Genomic DNA, 18,030 nt, shown 5'->3' on the forward strand with positions numbered 1-18,030 from the left:
TGCCGGGTTCGCGTGCGACTTGTCGAGGAACGTCCATGTTTACAGCCAGGATCGCGCGCCCGATGGCCGGCGGCGACGCGCCGGCCTCTTCGTCCGGAGGATCGCCCGGCGCGTCCGGATCGTCCGGTTCACCGGCTTCTTCCACCGCCGACTGCGTGCTCGAGGTGCGTGGCGTCGGCAAGTCCTTTCCGGGTGTCATTGCGCTCGACGGCGTGCAGTTCCGCGTGCGCCGCGGCACCGTCCATGCGCTGATGGGCGAGAACGGCGCGGGCAAGTCGACGCTGATGAAGATCATCGCGGGCGTCTACACGCCCGACCAGGGCGAAATCCTGATCAACGGCGAACCCGTCGTGCTGAACGGCCCGCTCGATGCGCTCAATCGTGGCATCGCGATGATCCATCAGGAACTCAACCTGATGCCGTACATGACGGTCGCGGAGAACATCTGGATCCGCCGCGAACCGAAGAACCGCTTCGGCCTGATCGATCACGCGGAGCTGCGCCGCCGCACGGCCGCGCTGTTCGAGCGGCTGTCGATCGACATCGATCCGGAAACCGACGTGCGCACCCTGACCGTCGCGAGCCGCCAGATGGTCGAGATCGCGAAGGCCGTGTCGTTCGACTCGGACGTGCTGATCATGGACGAGCCGACGTCGGCGCTGACCGACAAGGAAGTCACGCACCTGTTCCGGATCATTCGCCAGCTGCGCGAGCAGGGCAAGGGCATCGTCTACATCACGCACAAGATGAACGAGCTGTTCGAGATCGCCGACGAGTTCTCGGTGTTCCGCGACGGCAAGTACATCGGCACGCATGCATCGACCGACGTCACGCGCGACGACATCATCCGCATGATGGTCGGCCGCGAGATCACGCAGATGTTCCCGAAGGAGGAGGTGCCGATCGGCGAAGTCGTGCTGTCGGTAAAGAACCTCGGCGTTGAAGGCGTGTTTCGCGACGTGAGCTTCGAGCTGCGTGCAGGCGAGATCCTCGGCGTCGCGGGTCTGGTCGGCTCGGGGCGCTCGAACGTCGCGGAGGCGCTGTTCGGCGTCGTGCCGGCCACGACCGGCGAGATCCGGATCGACGGCAAGCCGGTGCGGATCGCGACGCCCGCGCAGGCGATGAAGCACGGGATGGCGTTCCTGACCGAGGACCGCAAGGACACCGGCTGCTTCCTGAATCTCGACCTGCTCGCGAACATGGAAGCGGCGGTGCTCAGCAACCGCTACGTGAAGTTCAACTTCGTGCGGCAGGCGCAGCTCAAGCGCGACTGCGAGGAAATGAGCCGGACGCTGCGCGTGAAGACGCCCGGGCTGCACGAGGAAATCCAGAACCTGTCGGGCGGCAACCAGCAGAAGGTGCTGATCGGCCGCTGGCTGCTCACGCAACCGCGCATCCTGATCCTCGACGAACCGACGCGCGGCATCGACGTCGGCGCGAAGGCGGAGATCCACCGGCTCGTCAGCGCACTCGCCGGCAAGGGCGTCGCGGTGCTGATGATCTCGTCGGAGATGCCGGAGGTGCTGGGCATGAGCGACCGGATCATGGTGATGCACGAAGGGCGCATGACCGGCATCGTCGAACGCAAGGACGCCGACCAGGTCCGCATCATGGATCTCGCGTCGCGCTGAGCCGAACCAAGATTGGAGACAAAGAAATGGGCAACCTGAACCCGGTCGCGGATGCGCAGACCATGACCATCAAGGCGCGGCACACGAAGTGGCCGCCCGAGCTGAGCATCTTCCTGGTGCTGGTCGGCATCAGCCTGTTCTTCGAGATCGTCGGCTGGATCGTCGTCGGCCAGAGCTTCCTGTTCAACGCCGAGCGGCTCGAGATCATCGTGCTGCAGATGGCCGTGATCGGCATCATCGCGGTCGGCGTGAACCTCGTGATCATCACCAGCGGGATCGACCTGTCGTCGGGGTCGGTCGTGGCCGCCGCGGCCGTCGTGTCGGCAAGCCTCGCGCAGGTGTCCGACTTCCCGCGCGCGGTGTTTCCGCACCTGACCGACCTGCCGATCATCTGGCCCGTGCTGGCCGGCGTGTGCGTCGGGCTGCTGGTCGGGCTGCTGAACGGCTCGCTGATCGCGCTGACCGGCATTCCGCCGTTCATCGCGACGCTGGGCACCATGGTGGCCGCGCGCGGATTCGCGAAGTGGTTCACCAACGGGATGCCGGTGTCGATGCTGACCGACCCGTTCGCGGCGATCGGCGCGGGCGCCAACCCGGTGATCATCTTCCTCGTGATCGCCGCGATCTTCCACGTCGTGCTGCGCTATACGCGCTTCGGCAAATACACGTACGCGATCGGCGCGAACCGTCATGCGGCTGTCGTGTCGGGCATCAACGTCACGCGTCACCTGATCTTCGTCTATGCGATCGCGGGCCTGCTGAGCGGGATCGCCGGCACCGTGACGGCCGCGCGTGCGATCTCGGGCCAGTCGGGCATGGGCGTGATGTACGAACTCGACGCGATCGCGGCGGTCGTGATCGGCGGCACGTCGCTGTCGGGCGGCCTCGGCCGCGTGACGGGCACCGTGATCGGCGTGCTGATCCTCGGCGTGATGACGTCGGGCTTCACGTTCATCCGCATCGACGCGTATTACCAGGAGATGGTCAAGGGCGCGATCATCGTCGCGGCCGTGATCGCCGACCAGTACCGCAACAAGAAGTCGCGTCGCTGACCCTGCCGGTTCGACCGGAATCCGCTATCGCCAAGGATGCCTGATGAAGATCGCGCTGGACCCTTACATGATTCGCCACCTGCCGCTCGACCGGCTGCCGCACGCGGTGGCCGAGCTCGGCTACGACCAGATCGAGCTGTCGCCGCGCAGCGACTTTCTCGACTGGTGGGTGATGCCGCGTGCGACGCGCGAGCGCATGGCCGGGTTCCGGCAGGCGATGCGCGCGAGCGGCGTCGGCCTCGCGTCGCTGCAGCCGATGTACCGGTGGGCGAGCCCGTTCGAGGACGAGCGGTCATGGGCCGTGCGCTGCTGGAAGCGGGCGATCGAGGTCGCGGTCGAGATGGAGTGCACGCTGATGGTGTCGGAGGTCGGCCGCGGCGCGTCGCCCGAACGTTCGGTCGGCGAGCGGCCCGGCGCGAACCCGAAGGAGCTGTGCGAGGCCGCGTGGTTCCGGTCGATGGACGAGCTGCTGCCGATCCTCGAGCGCGAACGCATCGTGCTGTCGGTCGAGCCGCATCCGGAGGACTGGATCGAGCAGCTGCAGCCGGCGATCGACATCGTCACGAACCTCGGCTCGCCGTCGCTGAAGCTGTCGTACATCGCGCCGCACACGTTCTACTACGGCGACGACATGGCCGCGATGATCGCGCAGGCCGCGCCGATCCTCGCGCACGTGCGTGTGGCCGACACCTTCGACCACCGCAAGAGCAGCCAGCTGCGCTACATCGTGAATCCGCCGGGCTCGAACCAGATCCGCGTGCACCAGCATCTCGACATCGGGCAGGGCGAGATCGACTGGGACATGTTCTTCCGCGCGCTCGGCGCCGCGGGTTTCGACGGCGTGATGTCGTCGTGCGTGTTCGCGTGGGAGGACCGCGCGGAAGCGTCGTCGCGCTACATGCGCGACACGATCCAGCGCTACGTCGATCGCCATTTCGATCACGCGGCGCGCTGAGAGATTGTTGACCGGTGCGGCACGGGCCGCGCCGCTGATGAATGACTGGAGACCTCTAGATGACCTTGCAAATCGGCGTGATCGGCTGCGGCGCGATCGGCCAGGACCATATCCGCAGACTGACCCGCACGCTGTCCGGCGCGCGCGTCGTGGCCGTCAACGACATCGATCCGCAGCAGGCGCGCGATGCGGTGTCGAAGTTCGGGCTCGATGCCGAGATCTATGCCGACGGCCATGACGTGGTCGCGGCCGCCGACGTGCAGGCCGTGCTCGTCACGTCGTGGGGGCCGACGCACGAAGCGTTCGTGCTCGACGCGATCGCGCACGGCAAGACGGTGTTCTGCGAGAAGCCGCTCGCCGTCACGGCCGAAGGCTGCATGCGGATCGTCGAAGCCGAAGTCGCGCACGGCAAACGGCTCGTGCAGGTCGGCTTCATGCGGCCTTACGACGAAGGTTATCGCGCGCTGAAGCGCGTGATCGACAGCGGCGAGATCGGCGCGCCGCTGATGCTGCATTGCGCGCATCGCAACCAGTCGGTCGGCGAGCGCTACACGACCGACATGGCGATCACCGACACGCTGATCCACGAGCTCGACGTGCTGCGCTGGCTGCTCGGCGAGGACTACACGAGCGCGCAGGTCGTCTATCCGAAGAAGACGCGCCATGCGTCGGCGCATCTCGCCGATCCGCAGATCGTGCTGCTGGAAACCGCGAGCGGCGTGCGCATCGACGTCGAGATCTTCGTGAACTGCCAGTACGGCTACGACATCCAGTGCGAGGTGGTCGGCGAGCAGGGCATCGCGAAGCTGCCCGATCCGCCGGCCGTGGGCCTCAAGCGCGCGGCGCGGCAATCGGTCGAGATCATGACCGACTGGAAGGAGCGTTTCATCGCGTCGTACGACGTCGAGCTGCAGGCGTTCATCGACGGCGTGCGGCAGGGTGCGCTGACCGGTCCGTCCGCATGGGACGGTTACGCGGCGGCGGTCGCCGCCGACGCCTGCGTGCGTGCGCAGCGCAGCGGCGCGGTCGAGCCGATCGCGATGGCCGATCGCCCCGCGTTCTATCGCGGCTGAAGCGTAGCCGCGCGCCGCTTACTTGCCGGACTGACCGACATGACGATGAAGATAGGTTGCGCCCCGTGCTGCTGGGGTGTCGACGACGTGAAGAACCCGCACCTGCCGCCGTGGCGGCACGTGCTCGCCGAGGCCGCGCAGGCCGGCTATTCGGGCATCGAGCTTGGGCCCTACGGCTATATCCCGCTCGAGCTCGACGTCGTGAGCGCCGAGCTCGAGCGGCAGCGCCTGAGCATCACCGCCGGCACGATCTTCGACGATCTCGTGTCGCCGGAGAACCTGCCGAACCTGTTGCGCCAGACGCGCGAGATCTGCGCGCTGATCACGCGGCTGCCGAAGCTGCCGACGCAGCAGGGCCAGCGCTACGCGGCGCCGTACCTGGTCGTGATGGACTGGGGGCACGAAGAACGCGATTACGCGGCCGGCCACGCCGATCGCGCGCCGCGGCTGTCCGACGAACGCTGGGCGCGGATGGTCGACCACATCCGGCAGATCGCGACGCTCGCGCGCGACGAGTTCGGCGTGCGCGCAGTGATCCATCCGCATGCGGGCGGCTACATCGAGTTCGCGGACGAGATCGACCGGATCGTCGCCGATCTTCCGGCCGACACGGTCGGCCTCTGCCTCGACACGGGCCACCTGCATTACTCGGGCATGGACCCGGAGACGTGGCTGCGCCGTCATGCGGCACGCGTCGACTACGTGCATTTCAAGGATATCGACGCAGCCGTGTACGACGCGGTGATGGGCGAGCACATCGCGTTCTTCGCCGCGTGCGCGCGCGGCGTGATGTGCCCGATCGGCACCGGCGTGCTCGACTACCGGGCGATCCGGCGCGCGCTCGACGACATCGGCTACGCGGGCTATATCACGATCGAACAGGAGCGCGATCCGCGCAATGCCGGCACGAGCCTGCGCGATGTTGCCGCGAGCCGCGCGTTTCTCGCGTCGGCCGGCTTCGCATGAACCCCTGAACACGGACCAGGAACACCATCATCATGATTGACGGACAGATTCTGCTTGGACATTCGATTCGCTGGGGCATGGTCGGCGGCGGGCTCGGCAGCCAGATCGGCTATAGCCACCGGTCGGCCGCGTTGCGCGACGGCAGCTTCCAGCTGGTTGCCGGCGCGTTCGACATCGACCCCGAGCGCGGCCGCCAGTTCGGCGTGAAGCTCGGCGTCGCGGCGGACCGTTGTTATCCCGACTACGCGACGATGTTCGAGGCCGAGGCGCGCCGCCCGGACGGCATCCGCGCGGTGTCGATCGCGACGCCGAACAACACGCACTTCGAGATCTGTCGCGCCGCGCTGAACGCGGGGCTGCACGTGGTCTGCGAGAAGCCGCTGTGCTTCACGACCGACGAGGCCGAGACGCTGCAGCGCCTGTCGGTCGAGAAGAACCGCATCGTCGGCGTCGCGTACGGCTACTCGGGGCACCAGATGATCGAACAGGCGCGCGAGATGATCGCGCGCGGCGATCTCGGCGAGATCCGCATCGTGCAGATGCAGTTCGCGCACGGGTTCCACAGCGAGGGTGTCGAGGCCGCGAGCGCGGCCGCGCGCTGGCGGGTCGACCCGAAGTTCGCGGGCCCGAGCTACGTGCTCGGCGATATCGGCACGCATCCGCTGTACATCTCCGAGGTGATGGCGCCCGAGCTGAAGATCCGGCGGCTGATGTGTTCGCGGCAGAGCTTCGTGAAGAGCCGCGCGCCGCTCGAGGACAACGCGTTCACGATCATGGAATACGAGTCGGGCGCGATCGGCTACGTGTGGTCGAGCGCGGTGAACGCGGGCTCGATGCACAGCCAGAAGGTGAGGGTGATCGGCTCGAAGGCGAGCGTCGAATGGTGGGACGAGCATCCGAACCAGTTGCGCTACGAAGTGCAGGGGCAGCCCGCGCAGGTGCTCGATCGCGGGATGGGTTATCTGCATCCGCACGCATTGCGCGAGGATCGCATCGGCGCCGGGCATCCGGAAGGGTTGTTCGAGGCCTGGTCGAACCTATACCAGCGTTTCGCGCTCGCGATGGACGCGGCCGATCGCGGCGACGCCGCGGCGTTGAAGACGATCCGCTTTCCGGACGTCCACGCGGGCGTCGAGGGCGTTCGATGGGTCGAGAACTGCGTGCGTTCCGCCGACGCGGGCAGCGTGTGGGTCGACTATCGCTGAGTCGCACCCGACGGGCCGGTTGCGGCGCTGCGTACCGCTTCGCACCGGCAGCCGGCCTCGACGGGCACTCGGTAGACGCCCTAATCTTTACGACGCCGCGAGAGCGTTGGACAATCGCTTCCAGTCCTGCCGTGGAGCGTGTGCAAGTGATGATCGAGCGCGTGGGAGCGAACCGCGCGGCGCGGGCCGTGCCGCAAACGTGATTAAATTCGCCCTTCATGCATGTATCCAGGTGAGTCCCGGGCCGCGTCCGTCAGTGCCGCGCGCGCATCGGGGCCGTCAACTTCGCGCTATCCGATGAGTTCATCCGAGAAACCTCCCGCCACCGTCGAGCAGTTCCTGCAGCACCTGACGCAGGAATACGACGGCCTCAGCAATCGCCTGAAGGTCATTGCGCGCCACGTGGAAACCCATCGGGACCAGCTGGGGCTGGAAGGCATCCAGTCGCTCGCGGAGGCGTGCGGCGTCCAGCCGTCCGCGGTCGTGCGCTTCGCGAAGCACTTCGGCTTCTCCGGCTTCTCCGAGATGCAGCGGGTGTTCCGCGAAGGGCTCGCGCAGCAGATCGCGCCGGGGCGCGCATACAACCTGCGGCTGCGCGACGTGATCGAATCGGGTTCGTCGAGCCTGCAGCCCGAGCAGATCGCCGACGAATTCATCAAGGGCAGCATTGCCGGGATGCAGCAATTGCGGCAGACGCTCGATCCGCAGGCGCTCGCGCAGGCCGTCGACCTGCTCGCCGACACGCAGGCCATCTGGATCGCGGGCTCGCGGCGCGCGTTTCCGATCGCCGTGTATCTCGACTATGCGCTGCAGCACACCGACAAGCGCATCGGGCTGTTCAGCGCGCTCGGCAGCATGCATCTCGGGCAGATCCGGTCGGTGCGCAAGGGCGACGTGATGATCGTCATCTCGTTCATGCCGTATGCGGACGAGACCGTGCAGGTCGCGCAGCAGGCCGTGCAGCGCGGCGCGCGCCTGATCGCGATCACCGACAGCCGGATGAGCCCGCTCGCGCGGGAGGCCGAGGTGACGCTGATGGTGCAGGACAGCGAGACGTTCGGTTTCCGCGCGCTGACGGCCACGATGGGCCTCGCGCAGAGCCTGTTCGTCGCGCTCGCGTACCGGCTCGAACTGTCGTACCTGCCGACCGCCGACGGCGCGCACGGCAGCAAAGCCGGCTGACGGGTTACGGGTTCTGCCGGCGCACCGCCCGCGCAATCGATCGGCGGGCGGCGCACCGCCTGGCTTACTTCGCGGTCGGCATCGCGAATTCGGCGCCCTTGCCGATGCTCGACGACCAGCGCTGCATCACCGACTTCTGGCGCGTGTAGAAGCGCACGCCTTCCTCGCCGTACGCGTGCATGTCGCCGAACAGGCTCTTCTTCCAGCCGCCGAAGCCGTGCCACGCCATCGGCACCGGAATCGGCACATTGATGCCGACCATCCCGACCTGGATGCGCCGCGCGAATTCGCGCGCGATGCCGCCGTCGCTCGTGAAGCACGACACGCCGTTGCCGAATTCGTGCGCGTTGATCAGGTCGACCGCTTCGCCGAAATCCTTCACGCGTACGCAGCCGAGCACGGGCCCGAAGATTTCTTCCTTGTAGATCCGCATGTCGGGCGTCACGTGGTCGAACAGCGTGCCGCCGGTGAAGAAGCCTGCCTCGCGGCCCGGCACGCGCAGCCCGCGGCCGTCGACCACCAGTTGCGCGCCTTCGCTCACGCCTTGCTCGATATAAGCTTCGATGCGCTTCAGCGCTTCGCCGGTGACGATCGGGCCCATCTCGACTTCCGGCGACATGCCGTCGCCGATCACCAGCTTGCGCGCGCGCTCGGCCACGGCCGGCACGATCTTGTCCGCGACGTCGCCGACCAGCACCGCGACGCTGATCGCCATGCAGCGCTCGCCGGCCGAACCGTACGCAGCGCCGATCAGTGCGTCGACGGCCTGCTCGATGTTCGCATCGGGCATCACGACGAGGTGGTTCTTCGCGCCGCCGAGTGCCTGCACACGCTTGCCGGACTGCACCGCGCGTTGCTGCACGTAGGCCGCGATCGGCGTCGAGCCGACGAAGCTCACGGCCTGCACGTCCGGGTGGTCGAGCAGCGCGTCGACCGCGCCCTTGTCGCCCTGCACGACGTTGAATACGCCGGCCGGCAGCCCGGCTTGAGTCAACAGGTCGGCGATGAACAATGCCGCCGACGGGTCGCGCTCGCTCGGCTTCAGCACGAACGTGTTGCCCGTCGCGATCGCGACCGGGAACATCCAGCACGGCACCATGCACGGGAAGTTGAACGGTGTGATGCCCGCGACGACGCCGAGCGGCTGGCGCATCGTCCAGTTGTCGATACCGGTGCTGACCTGGTCGGTGAAATCGCCCTTCAGGAGCTGCGGCACGCCGCACGCGAATTCGATGATGTCGATGCCGCGCGCGACTTCGCCCTGCGCGTCGGAGAACACCTTGCCGTGCTCGGCCGTGATGATCGCCGCGAGCGTGTCCTGGTGCTCGTTCATCAGCTGCAGGAAGCGGTGCAGCACGCGCGCACGGCGGATCGGCGGCGTCGCGGCCCAGGCCGGGAACGCGGCGTGGGCGGAGGCGACGGCCTGCTGCACTTCGCTGTCGTCGGCGAGCGCCACGCGGCGCACCGCGCGGCCGAGCGCCGGGTTGAGGACGTCCTGGAAGCGGCCGCTGCGGCCGGCAACGGGCGCGCCGTCGACATAGTGGCCGACGTCGGCATCGGACGTGTACGCGGGAACCGGATTCATCGTGTCTCCTGGGGATGAGGGGGAACGGTACCTAGTCTAGGGAAACCGGCGGGGCGGGAGAAGACCGCGCAACTTGATTCACTGTTCAGAATTCTGAATAATCGATGGATGAATCAGCAAAATGTCCAGGCGCTCTGGCCGCATATCCATTCGCTGACGGTACTGGCCGCGGCCGGCAGTTTCACGGCCGCCGCGCAGCGGCTCGGCATCAGCAAGGCCGCGATGAGCCAGCGCATCGCCGATCTCGAAAAGGCGGCGGGCGTGCCGCTCGTGCGCCGCACGACGCGCAGCGTGCGGCTCACCGATGCGGGCCAGACGCTCGTCGACAGCACGCGCGACGCGTTCGAGTCGATCGGGCAGCATTTCGCGCGCGTGAAGGATCTGGCCGGCGAGCCGCGCGGACTGCTGCGCGTGACGGCGCCGGTCGCGCTCGGGCGCCAGCAGGTCGTGCCGCACCTGCCCGATTTCCTGCGGCAGCATCCCGGCGTGCACATCGAGCTGGACCTGTCGGACCGGCTGCATTCGCTGACGCAGGAGGGTTTCGACCTCGCGATCCGCCATACCACCACCGCGCCGCAGACCCATGTCGCGTGGAAGCTGTGCGACACGCGCTCGCTGCTCGTCGCGAGCCGCGACTACCTCGACGCGCGCGGCGCGCCGCGGCACCCGAGCGAACTCGTCGATCACAGCTGCCTGTGCTACCTGCGCGACAACGAGCCGGCCGCTTGGAGCTTCGAGCCGGACGGCCGGCGGCGCCAGCGCGTGAGCGTGCCGGTGCGTGGCAGTTTCGCGGCGAACAACAGCGAGGCGATGCGCGAGGCCGCGCTCGGCGGGCTCGGCATCGCGCTGCTGCCGGATTTCAGCGCGCGGCGCGATCTCGACGCCGGCCGGCTCGTCGCGCTGCTCGACGGCTGGCGGCCGTCGGGCGCGTTCGGCGACCACATCTTCGCGATCCGCCCGTACAGCCCGGTCGTGCCGAGAGCGGTGCGCGCGCTCGTGCGGCACCTGCGCGAACGGCTCGCGGGCGGCTTTTCCGGCACCTGACGGCGTCGCCCGCGGGCGCCGGGCCGCGGGCCGCCCGGGCGGCCGACGCGGTGCTGCGGTAAAATCGCTGCTTCCTCCCGCGCCGCGTGTGGCGCGTCATTCGAAGGTCGACAGCCGATGCAGATTCACAAGGAAGTGGACGCGCGCGGGCTTAATTGCCCGTTGCCGATCCTGCGTGCCAAGAAAGCGCTTGCCGATATGGAAAGCGGGCAGATCCTCAAGGTGCTCGCGACCGATCCGGGTTCGCAGCGCGATTTCGCCGCGTTCGCGAAGCAGACGGGCAACGAGATCGTCGAATCGACGACGCAGGACAAGACCTTCGTGTTCCTGATGCGCCGCCGCTGACGGCCCGCATCACGTGTCCGCCGCGCCCGGCACCGACCGGCCGCGCCTCTGACAATTCTTAAACCTCGCTTCGTTGCCTGCTGCGTATACTGACGCGGCCGGTCATCCGCTCGCAGCGGAGGCACCGGCCACGGTACGTCACAGGGCGGGCACGGGGGCCATGCCTGACGCTACCGTCGTACAAACGGGGAGAGGACATGTCCTTCAGACCAGGGACCATTCGAAGTCCATCCGAAGCGGGATGCATCGCGCCTGTGCGCGCGTCGGAGCTGAGTCGTATCGAGCTCGATCCGCAACAGGATCGCCACGCGCGTGCCGCGCTGGAGGCCTACGCGGATTCGGCCGCGGCCGAGATGCCGTGGCTGGCCGAGTGGCTCGACGAACGGCTGCGCGATGCCGCGCAGGACGACGGCTCGGGCCCGACCTACTGCGGTGCGACGATCGAGCGCGTGTTCGATCTGGCGCAGGCATGGGCGGCGGGCCAGCCCGACTACGCGGCCAGCGCGTGGGAACGCGTGCGCGGCCAGTTGCAGCGGATGCTCGCGCAACCGGCGCCGCCGGAACCGCTGTCGCACCGGGTGACGGCCGACGATTTCGCCGAGCCGGTAGCCGGCATCGCGGGCGCCGACTAGGCGTCCGATTGAACGACAGGAAGGATTATTCGAAAAAGGACGGTAGTCCGCGCAATTTCTTGGCGAATTTCATACTACTATGATGAAATCGCCGGTTCGTCCGTGCCCCGTTTTTGAGATATTTAGCCGGGGTCGCCGGTTTGCGCAGGTGGCGCGAGCGGCGAACGACGGCTCACCGGCCGGTATCCGGAATCCGCGCACGTGCTGCGCGGCGGGGTGGGCGCGGGGAGCTGAACTGGACGAATCGCTTTTGATTTGCGGGGTGCTATGAGAATTGCTGTACTGGATGACGATCCGGCCCAGACGGATTTCGTCAGTCAAACGCTGACGGCCGTTGGCCATACGTGCTATGCGTTCAAGGAAGGCAAGGCCCTGAAGAAGCGTCTGCAGCGCGAGACGTTCGATCTGCTGGTGCTCGACTGGAACGTGCCCGACATGTCAGGCGAGGAAGTGCTGAAGTGGGTGCGCGCCAATCAGACCGAGCACAGCCTGCCGATCATCTTCATGACGAGTCGCGACGACGAAGCGGGGATCACGCAGATCCTCAACGCCGGCGCCGACGATTACGTGGTCAAGCCCGTCTCGGGCCCGATCCTGCGCGCGCGCATCGGCTCGCTGCTGCGCCGCGCGTATCCGGTCAATGCCGAGGCGACCGTTCGCGAGTTCGACCAGTTCCGTTTCGACGTGAACCTGAAGCAGGCGTACGTCGGCGACAAGGCGGTGAGCCTCACGCAGAAGGAATTCGAACTCGCGCTGCTGCTGTTCCAGCATCTCGACCGGCCGCTGTCGCGCGCGCACATTCTCGATCTCGTGTGGAAGCAGGCGACCGACATTCCGTCGCGCACGATGGATACGCACATCTCGATGCTGCGCACCAAGCTCGGCCTGCGACCCGAAAACGGCTATCGCCTCGCGCCGATCTACGGTTACGGCTACCGGCTCGAGCGGGTCGGCCAGGGAGAACCGGAGTGATCGCGGGCGTCACGCAGCGCACGGCGAACCTGCGCACGGTGGCGTTGCGCACGGCCTGCGCGGTCGCGTTCGCGTTCGCCGCGCAACATGCGGCTGCGCAACCGCCTGCCGACGCCGGCAAGATGGTGGTCTACCGCACGCAGGCGGGCGACACGCTGTACGACGTCGCCGCGCGCTACCTGCAGGGCGCGGACGACTGGCAACTGCTCCAGCGGATCAACGGCGTGCCCGCGCCGAAGCACCTGCAGCCCGGCGTCGCGCTGAAGCTGCCGGTCGCGCGGCTGCGCAAGGAAAAGCTGACCGCGCGCGTCGTCGCGGTGCAGGGCACGGCCGAACGCGCGTCCGGCGGCGCTTACGCGCCGCTCGCGAACGATGCGACGCTCGCCGAGGGCGACCGCGTGCGCACCGGCCCGAACGGTTTCGTCACGCTCGAGCTGACCGACGGCACGCACATGAGCCTGCCGCCCGACAGCCAGCTCGACCTGAAGTCGCTGCGCCGCACCGTGCTGACCGGCACGCTCGATCGCGAGTTCGAACTCACGCGCGGCTCGGTCGAAAGCGAAGTCACCCATCTGAAGAAACGCGACGACCGCTTCCAGATCCGTTCGCCGTCGGTCGTCGCCGGCGTGCGCGGCACGCGTTTTCGCGTGAACTACGATGCGGCCGGCAATGCGTCGACGCGCGTCGAAGTACTCGACGGCACCGTCGGCGTCGCGGGTCACCGGCAGGCGGCCGACCCGACGCTCGTGCATGCGAACTTCGGCAGCGTCGCGACATCGTCCGGCGCGGTCGGCGCGCCCGTCGAACTGCTGGCCGCACCGGCGCTCGCGCATCCCGACAAGGTGCAGGACGAGCCCGACGTCGCGTTCGACGTCGCGCCGCTCGCACAGGCCCATGCGTACCACCTGCAGATCGCGCACGACGCGGGGATGCTCGACCCGTTCCGCGAAACGCGCACCGTTTCGTCGCGCGCGGTGTTCCGCGATGTGCCGAACGGCACGTATTTCGTGCGGGTGGCCGCGATCGACGAGAACGGTCTCGAAGGCGTGCCGCGCATCTATGCGTTCGAGCGGCGCCTGATGGGGCTCGACGCGAGTGCGTCGCCCGCCGCGAGCGGCTACGAATTCCGCTGGTCGCCGAACGGTTCGGGCAAGGATGCACGCTACCGGTTCGTGCTGTCGCGCTCGAAGGACCTGAGCGCGCCGGTCGTCGACGAGGTCGGCCTGCAGGCGCGCAAGATCACGATCGCGCACCTGCCGCCCGGCGACTACTACTGGGCCGTGACCGTCGAGGAATACGAAGGCGGCAAGTTCTACGAGAAGACCAGTCCGGTCAGCGCGTTCACGCTGTCGCGCTGATCCGCGGCGCATGAAACCCGACTCCGTTTCCCCGCGGCGGCATCTCGGCCGCCGCTTCCTGATCGAATGGATCGCGATCGGCTGCCTCGGGATCGCGGTGATTCTCGCGTGTGCGCTCGGCCGCCTGTCGTCGAGCGTCGACGGGCTGATCTACGACCGGCTGCTGATGCAGCGCAGCCTGCCGCTGTCGCCCGACGTGGTCGTCGTCGACATCGACAACCAGAGCGTATCGGCGCTCGGCCGCTGGCCGTGGTCGCGCGACGTGCATGCGCGGCTGCTCGACACGCTGGCCCGCGCGCAGCCGGCCGCCGTCGTCTACGACGTGCTGTTTACCGAACCGTCGCCGCAGGATCGCGCGTTCGCGGACGCGATGACCCACGTGCCGACCTTCCTGCCCGTGCTGCTGAGCCCCGAGCAGGCGGACGGCACGCGCACCGTCGATCCGCCGGTGGCCGCGCTCGCCGCGCGCGCGATGGGGCTCGGCCACATCAACCTCGAAGTCGATCGCGACGGCATCGTGCGCAGCGTCGCGCTGTTCGAAAGCGACGGCCGCGTGCGCTGGCCGCAGCTGATGGTGCCCGTCTACCGCGCGATCCAGGGCGGCCGGCTGCGTCCTGCCGGCGGCGCGCCGGGCGCGGGCGCGCACGACCTGTCGCGCGACGCGGCCGGCGAGGGCCGCTACCTGATCCCGTTCAGCCGCAACACGCCCGCCTATCCGACGCTGTCGTTCGACGACGTGCTCGAAGGGCGCGTGAAGCCCGACGCGCTGCGCGGCAAGATCGTCGTCGTCGGCGTGACGGCGTCGGGGCTGTACGACCGCTTCGCGACGCCCGTGTCCGGCGACTTCGGCCCGCTCGCCGGCGTGTACATCCATGCCAACGTACTCGACATGCTGGCGACCGGCAGTGCGATCTCGCCGGCGTCGCGCCTGGGACTGTTCGCCGCGTCGCTGCTGCCGCTCGCCGCGCTGCTCGGCGGCTTCCTGATGCTGTCGCCGTGGCGCGCGCTGCTGCTGACGCTGAGCCTCGCCGCGCTCGCCGTCGTCGCGAGCACGGCGCTGCTGTTCGAGGCGCGCATCTGGCTGTCGCCGGCCCCCGCGATCTTCGGGCTGATCGCCGTCTACCCGATCTGGAACTGGCGACGCCTGGAAATGACGATGTCGTACCTGCGCCGCGAGCTGCAGCGTCTTGCCGACGAGCCGCACCTGCTGCCCGAGGCGCCGCGCACGCGCAGCGTCGGCGGCGACGTGCTCGAGCGGCAGATGGCGCTGATGGCGCAAGCCGCACAGCGCGTGCAGGACATGAAGCGCTTCGTGTGGGACAGCCTCGACAGCATGCCGGAACCGATCTTCGTGACCGACCTGGCCGGCACGGTGCTGATCGCGAACCATGCGGCGAAGCGCTACGGGTCGCGGCTCGCGCTGCCGTTGCCGGAAGGGCGGCCGCTGCGCACCGCGCTCGGCGAGCTGACGTTCATGAAGACCGTCGACGGCAACGCCGAGCACGATGCGACGATCCGCGAGCACTGGCCGGCCGCGCTCGACCCGACGCTCGAGGCCGAGCACGACGCGATGGCGCGCGGCATCGAGGTGCGCGATCGCGACGGCCTCGACCATCTGTTACGCTACGCGGCTTGTACGAACGCGCAGGGCCGCGTGACGGGCTGGATTGCCGGCCTCGTCGACGTGACCGAACTGCACGCGGCCGAGCGGCATCGCGAGGAAGCGCTGCACCTGCTGTCGCACGACATGCGCTCGCCGCAGGCTTCGATCCTCGCGCTCGTCGAAATCGAGCGCGACCGCGTCGAGACCGACGCGACGCGCGGGCTGCTCGCGCGGATCGAGCGCTATGCGCACCGCGCGCTGTCGCTCGCCGACGAGTTCGTGCAGTTGGCGCGCGCGGAGTCACAGGCGTACCAGTTCGAAGTGACGAGCCTCGTCGACGTGCTGATCGATGCGAGCGACGAGGTGTGGCCGCAGGCGCAGGCGAAGCACATCCGCATCGACACCGAGGTCGGCGCCGACATGTGCTGGGTGCGCGCGGATCGCTCGCTGATCACGCGCGCCTTCGTGAACCTGATGAACAATGCGGTCAAATACAGTCCGTCCGATACCGTGATCACGTGTACGCTGACGGTCGAGCACGCGTCGAAGCGGATGTTCTGTACGATTCGCGATCAGGGGTACGGCATTGCGCCGGAAGATCAGCGGCATCTGTTCGAACGTTTCAAGCGATTCCACGCCGGCGAGCGGCCCGAGATTTCGGGTTCCGGGCTCGGCATGGCATTCGTGAAGACGGTCGTCACGCGCCATGGGGGCAGCGTGACGGTCGACAGCGAAGTGGGGGTCGGCACCGCGGTGACGGTGTCGCTGCCCTCGATCGACGAGCCGTCCGCCTGACAGGGCCGGGCGCGACGGCAGGCATTTGGGGAAAGTCATGAGAAAGCAATGGGCAGCGGCCGCGCTTGCGGCGTCGCTGTTGGCGGGTTGCGCCGGCGTGACGAGCGGCGTGAGTGCGGTCGGGCAGCCGAATGCGTTTGCATCCGGCGCGCACGGTTACGATTTCGTGCGGACGGCCGCGCAGGCCAATGATGCCGAGTACCGGCAGATCGAGACACTCGTGCACGACGAACTCGCGCGCCGCGGCTTCGACGCGCAGCCGCTCGCGGCCGCGCGCTACCGGCTGTCGATCGCGTACGCCACGCAGCCGGCCTCGGTCGCGGCGAGCGCCGACCGGTGCGGCGCCGCGAGCAGCGCGTGCGTGACGGTCGACGGGCCGGCGCCGTTCGCGCTGCCGTTCATGGGCACCGTGTATCGCCACGTGCTGACGCTGCGTTTCGTCGATGCGAAATCGGGTGCCGACGTCTACCGCGTGTCGGCCGCGCTGCGCGATCGCGATCCCGGCACGCAGCAGGCCGCGCCGGCACTCGTGAAGAGCGCACTCGCGAAGGTGCCGTTCGACGCCGGCGGCGGCTGGCTGGTCAAGACGAAAAAAGACGACGCGGGCGCAATGCCGGGCGTCGTCTCGGTGAAGCCGGCCGAAGCACGCTGAAGCGGCGGCCGGTAAGGTGAGGGCGGACCCGCCGGGGCGAGCCCTTGCCGCGTTCAGGCGGCCGGATGCGCGCCGCCTCGCGTGCGCAGGTAGGCTTCGAATTCCGCACTGACTTCCGGGTGGCGCAGCGCGAATTCGACCGTCGCCTTCAGGTAGCCGAGCTTGCTGCCGCAGTCGTAGCGCGTGCCCTGGTACTTGTAGGCCAGCACCTGTTCATCGGTGAGCAATGCCTGGATCGCGTCGGTGAGCTGCAGCTCGCCGCCCGCGCCGGGCTTCAGCGCGCGCAGGTGTTCGAAGATCCGCGGCTTCAGGATATAACGGCCGACCACGCCGAGGTTCGACGGCGCGACTTCCGGCGCCGGCTTCTCGACGATCGCCGACATCTTGACGATCGACTCTTCCCATTCCTTGCCGTCGACGATCCCGTACGACTTCGTCTCCGACGGCGGGATCTCTTCGACGCCGATCACCGAGCTGTGATAGTGGTCGAACACGTCGACCATCTGCTTCATCACGGGCGGGTTGCCGTCGAGCAGGTCGTCGGCGAGGATCACCGCGAACGGGTTGTCGGCGACGAGCTTCTCCGCGCACAGCACCGCATGGCCGAGGCCGAGCGCTTCCGGCTGGCGCACGTAGAAGCAGTCGACATGGCTCGGCTTGATGCTGCGCACGAGCTCGAGCAGCTTTTCCTTGCCGCGTGCCTCGAGTTCCGCCTCGACCTCGTACGACTTGTCGAAGTGATCCTCGATCGCGCGCTTGCTGCGCCCGGTGACGAAGATCATCTCGGTGATGCCGGCGGCGATCGCTTCCTCGACCGCGTACTGGATCAGTGGCTTGTCGACGACCGGCAGCATTTCCTTCGGGCTCGCCTTCGTTGCCGGCAGGAACCGCGTGCCGAGACCGGCAACGGGGAATACCGCCTTGGTGACTTTCAACATGATCGAACCTTTATTCCTGTAATCGACTTGTCAGACGATGTA

At 68.0% G+C, this 18,030-nt stretch carries 16 protein-coding genes; 14 read left to right on the forward strand and 2 right to left on the reverse strand.

The window, feature by feature from the left end:
- The first annotated feature begins 35 nt into the window (after nucleotides 1-35).
- The 7 genes from ACN22W_RS07365 to ACN22W_RS07395 all read left to right on the forward strand — a co-directional run bounded on the left by ACN22W_RS07365 (nucleotide 36) and on the right by ACN22W_RS07395 (nucleotide 8,064).
- Complete coding sequence (locus tag ACN22W_RS07365; RefSeq protein ID WP_419687039.1) at nucleotides 36-1,631, forward strand: sugar ABC transporter ATP-binding protein; 1,596 nt, start codon at nucleotides 36-38, stop codon at nucleotides 1,629-1,631.
- 26 nt (nucleotides 1,632-1,657) lie between these two features.
- Nucleotides 1,658-2,683 (forward strand): ABC transporter permease, encoded by a 1,026-nt coding sequence (locus ACN22W_RS07370; RefSeq protein ID WP_048244135.1) that lies wholly within the window; start codon nucleotides 1,658-1,660, stop codon nucleotides 2,681-2,683.
- A gap of 43 nt (nucleotides 2,684-2,726) precedes the next feature.
- Nucleotides 2,727-3,638 carry a sugar phosphate isomerase/epimerase family protein gene (locus tag ACN22W_RS07375; protein ID WP_419687041.1) on the forward strand — a complete coding sequence of 304 codons (912 nt, stop codon included), beginning with the start codon at nucleotides 2,727-2,729 and terminating at the stop codon, nucleotides 3,636-3,638.
- 59 nt (nucleotides 3,639-3,697) lie between these two features.
- Nucleotides 3,698-4,711, forward strand: a complete 1,014-nt coding sequence (locus tag ACN22W_RS07380) for a Gfo/Idh/MocA family oxidoreductase (RefSeq protein WP_343491524.1) — start codon at nucleotides 3,698-3,700, stop codon at nucleotides 4,709-4,711.
- A gap of 39 nt (nucleotides 4,712-4,750) precedes the next feature.
- On the forward strand, nucleotides 4,751-5,677 hold the full coding sequence (locus tag ACN22W_RS07385; RefSeq protein ID WP_419687044.1) for a TIM barrel protein: 927 nt from the start codon (nucleotides 4,751-4,753) through the stop codon (nucleotides 5,675-5,677).
- A gap of 32 nt (nucleotides 5,678-5,709) precedes the next feature.
- The gene (locus tag ACN22W_RS07390; protein ID WP_193098193.1) at nucleotides 5,710-6,882 is read left to right on the forward strand and encodes a Gfo/Idh/MocA family protein; all 1,173 of its coding nucleotides are present in this window, start codon (nucleotides 5,710-5,712) and stop codon (nucleotides 6,880-6,882) included.
- A 297-nt stretch (nucleotides 6,883-7,179) separates the two neighbouring features.
- A complete protein-coding gene (locus tag ACN22W_RS07395; protein ID WP_343491521.1) occupies nucleotides 7,180-8,064 on the forward strand; it encodes a MurR/RpiR family transcriptional regulator in 885 nt (294 codons plus the stop codon).
- A 64-nt stretch (nucleotides 8,065-8,128) separates the two neighbouring features.
- Here the strand turns inward: ACN22W_RS07395 and ACN22W_RS07400 are convergent, their stop codons facing one another.
- Nucleotides 8,129-9,649 (reverse strand): CoA-acylating methylmalonate-semialdehyde dehydrogenase, encoded by a 1,521-nt coding sequence (locus ACN22W_RS07400; protein WP_412021991.1) that lies wholly within the window; start codon nucleotides 9,647-9,649, stop codon nucleotides 8,129-8,131.
- 108 nt (nucleotides 9,650-9,757) lie between these two features.
- Here ACN22W_RS07400 and ACN22W_RS07405 point away from each other — a divergent pair, with 108 nt between their 5' ends.
- The 7 genes from ACN22W_RS07405 to ACN22W_RS07435 all read left to right on the forward strand — a co-directional run bounded on the left by ACN22W_RS07405 (nucleotide 9,758) and on the right by ACN22W_RS07435 (nucleotide 17,050).
- On the forward strand, nucleotides 9,758-10,693 hold the full coding sequence (locus tag ACN22W_RS07405) for a LysR substrate-binding domain-containing protein (RefSeq protein WP_419687046.1): 936 nt from the start codon (nucleotides 9,758-9,760) through the stop codon (nucleotides 10,691-10,693).
- A gap of 117 nt (nucleotides 10,694-10,810) precedes the next feature.
- On the forward strand, nucleotides 10,811-11,038 hold the full coding sequence (locus ACN22W_RS07410; RefSeq protein ID WP_006402122.1) for a sulfurtransferase TusA family protein: 228 nt from the start codon (nucleotides 10,811-10,813) through the stop codon (nucleotides 11,036-11,038).
- Nucleotides 11,039-11,235: 197 nt separating this feature from the next.
- Complete coding sequence (locus ACN22W_RS07415) at nucleotides 11,236-11,670, forward strand: hypothetical protein (protein ID WP_048244121.1); 435 nt, start codon at nucleotides 11,236-11,238, stop codon at nucleotides 11,668-11,670.
- A 267-nt stretch (nucleotides 11,671-11,937) separates the two neighbouring features.
- Entirely contained in the window at nucleotides 11,938-12,642 is a 705-nt protein-coding gene (locus ACN22W_RS07420; RefSeq protein ID WP_006490421.1) for a response regulator transcription factor, read from the forward strand.
- Nucleotides 12,639-14,000, forward strand: a complete 1,362-nt coding sequence (locus ACN22W_RS07425; protein ID WP_419687055.1) for a FecR domain-containing protein — start codon at nucleotides 12,639-12,641, stop codon at nucleotides 13,998-14,000. Before ACN22W_RS07420 ends, ACN22W_RS07425 begins: the two co-directional genes overlap by 4 nt.
- A 10-nt stretch (nucleotides 14,001-14,010) precedes the next feature.
- Entirely contained in the window at nucleotides 14,011-16,398 is a 2,388-nt protein-coding gene (locus tag ACN22W_RS07430) for a CHASE2 domain-containing protein (protein ID WP_419687057.1), read from the forward strand.
- Between the two features lie 37 nt (nucleotides 16,399-16,435).
- Nucleotides 16,436-17,050, forward strand: a complete 615-nt coding sequence (locus ACN22W_RS07435) for a DUF4136 domain-containing protein (RefSeq protein ID WP_419687059.1) — start codon at nucleotides 16,436-16,438, stop codon at nucleotides 17,048-17,050.
- Nucleotides 17,051-17,103: 53 nt separating this feature from the next.
- Here the strand turns inward: ACN22W_RS07435 and galU are convergent, their stop codons facing one another.
- Nucleotides 17,104-17,988: a UTP--glucose-1-phosphate uridylyltransferase GalU gene (galU, locus tag ACN22W_RS07440; protein ID WP_129514362.1), complete on the reverse strand. Its 885-nt coding sequence runs from the start codon at nucleotides 17,986-17,988 to the stop codon at nucleotides 17,104-17,106.
- Between the last annotated feature and the right edge of the window lie 42 nt (nucleotides 17,989-18,030).

This window comes from Burkholderia theae (assembly GCF_048565265.1).
In the GTDB taxonomy this organism is placed as follows: domain Bacteria; phylum Pseudomonadota; class Gammaproteobacteria; order Burkholderiales; family Burkholderiaceae; genus Burkholderia; species Burkholderia theae.

Excerpts from the sequence above, each read along its gene's own strand:
- ACN22W_RS07365 (WP_419687039.1), top strand. The coding sequence starts at position 36 with ATGTTTACAGCCAGGATCGCGCGCCCGATGGCCGGCGGCGACGCGCCG.
- ACN22W_RS07370 (WP_048244135.1), top strand. The coding sequence starts at position 1,658 with ATGGGCAACCTGAACCCGGTCGCGGATGCGCAGACCATGACCATCAAG.
- ACN22W_RS07375 (WP_419687041.1), top strand. The coding sequence starts at position 2,727 with ATGAAGATCGCGCTGGACCCTTACATGATTCGCCACCTGCCGCTCGAC.
- ACN22W_RS07380 (WP_343491524.1), top strand. The coding sequence starts at position 3,698 with ATGACCTTGCAAATCGGCGTGATCGGCTGCGGCGCGATCGGCCAGGAC.
- ACN22W_RS07385 (WP_419687044.1), top strand. The coding sequence starts at position 4,751 with ATGACGATGAAGATAGGTTGCGCCCCGTGCTGCTGGGGTGTCGACGAC.
- ACN22W_RS07390 (WP_193098193.1), top strand. The coding sequence starts at position 5,710 with ATGATTGACGGACAGATTCTGCTTGGACATTCGATTCGCTGGGGCATG.
- ACN22W_RS07395 (WP_343491521.1), top strand. The coding sequence starts at position 7,180 with ATGAGTTCATCCGAGAAACCTCCCGCCACCGTCGAGCAGTTCCTGCAG.
- ACN22W_RS07400 (WP_412021991.1), bottom strand. The coding sequence starts at position 9,649 with ATGAATCCGGTTCCCGCGTACACGTCCGATGCCGACGTCGGCCACTAT.
- ACN22W_RS07405 (WP_419687046.1), top strand. The coding sequence starts at position 9,758 with ATGAATCAGCAAAATGTCCAGGCGCTCTGGCCGCATATCCATTCGCTG.
- ACN22W_RS07410 (WP_006402122.1), top strand. The coding sequence starts at position 10,811 with ATGCAGATTCACAAGGAAGTGGACGCGCGCGGGCTTAATTGCCCGTTG.
- ACN22W_RS07415 (WP_048244121.1), top strand. The coding sequence starts at position 11,236 with ATGTCCTTCAGACCAGGGACCATTCGAAGTCCATCCGAAGCGGGATGC.
- ACN22W_RS07420 (WP_006490421.1), top strand. The coding sequence starts at position 11,938 with ATGAGAATTGCTGTACTGGATGACGATCCGGCCCAGACGGATTTCGTC.
- ACN22W_RS07430 (WP_419687057.1), top strand. The coding sequence starts at position 14,011 with ATGAAACCCGACTCCGTTTCCCCGCGGCGGCATCTCGGCCGCCGCTTC.
- ACN22W_RS07435 (WP_419687059.1), top strand. The coding sequence starts at position 16,436 with ATGAGAAAGCAATGGGCAGCGGCCGCGCTTGCGGCGTCGCTGTTGGCG.
- galU (WP_129514362.1), bottom strand. The coding sequence starts at position 17,988 with ATGTTGAAAGTCACCAAGGCGGTATTCCCCGTTGCCGGTCTCGGCACG.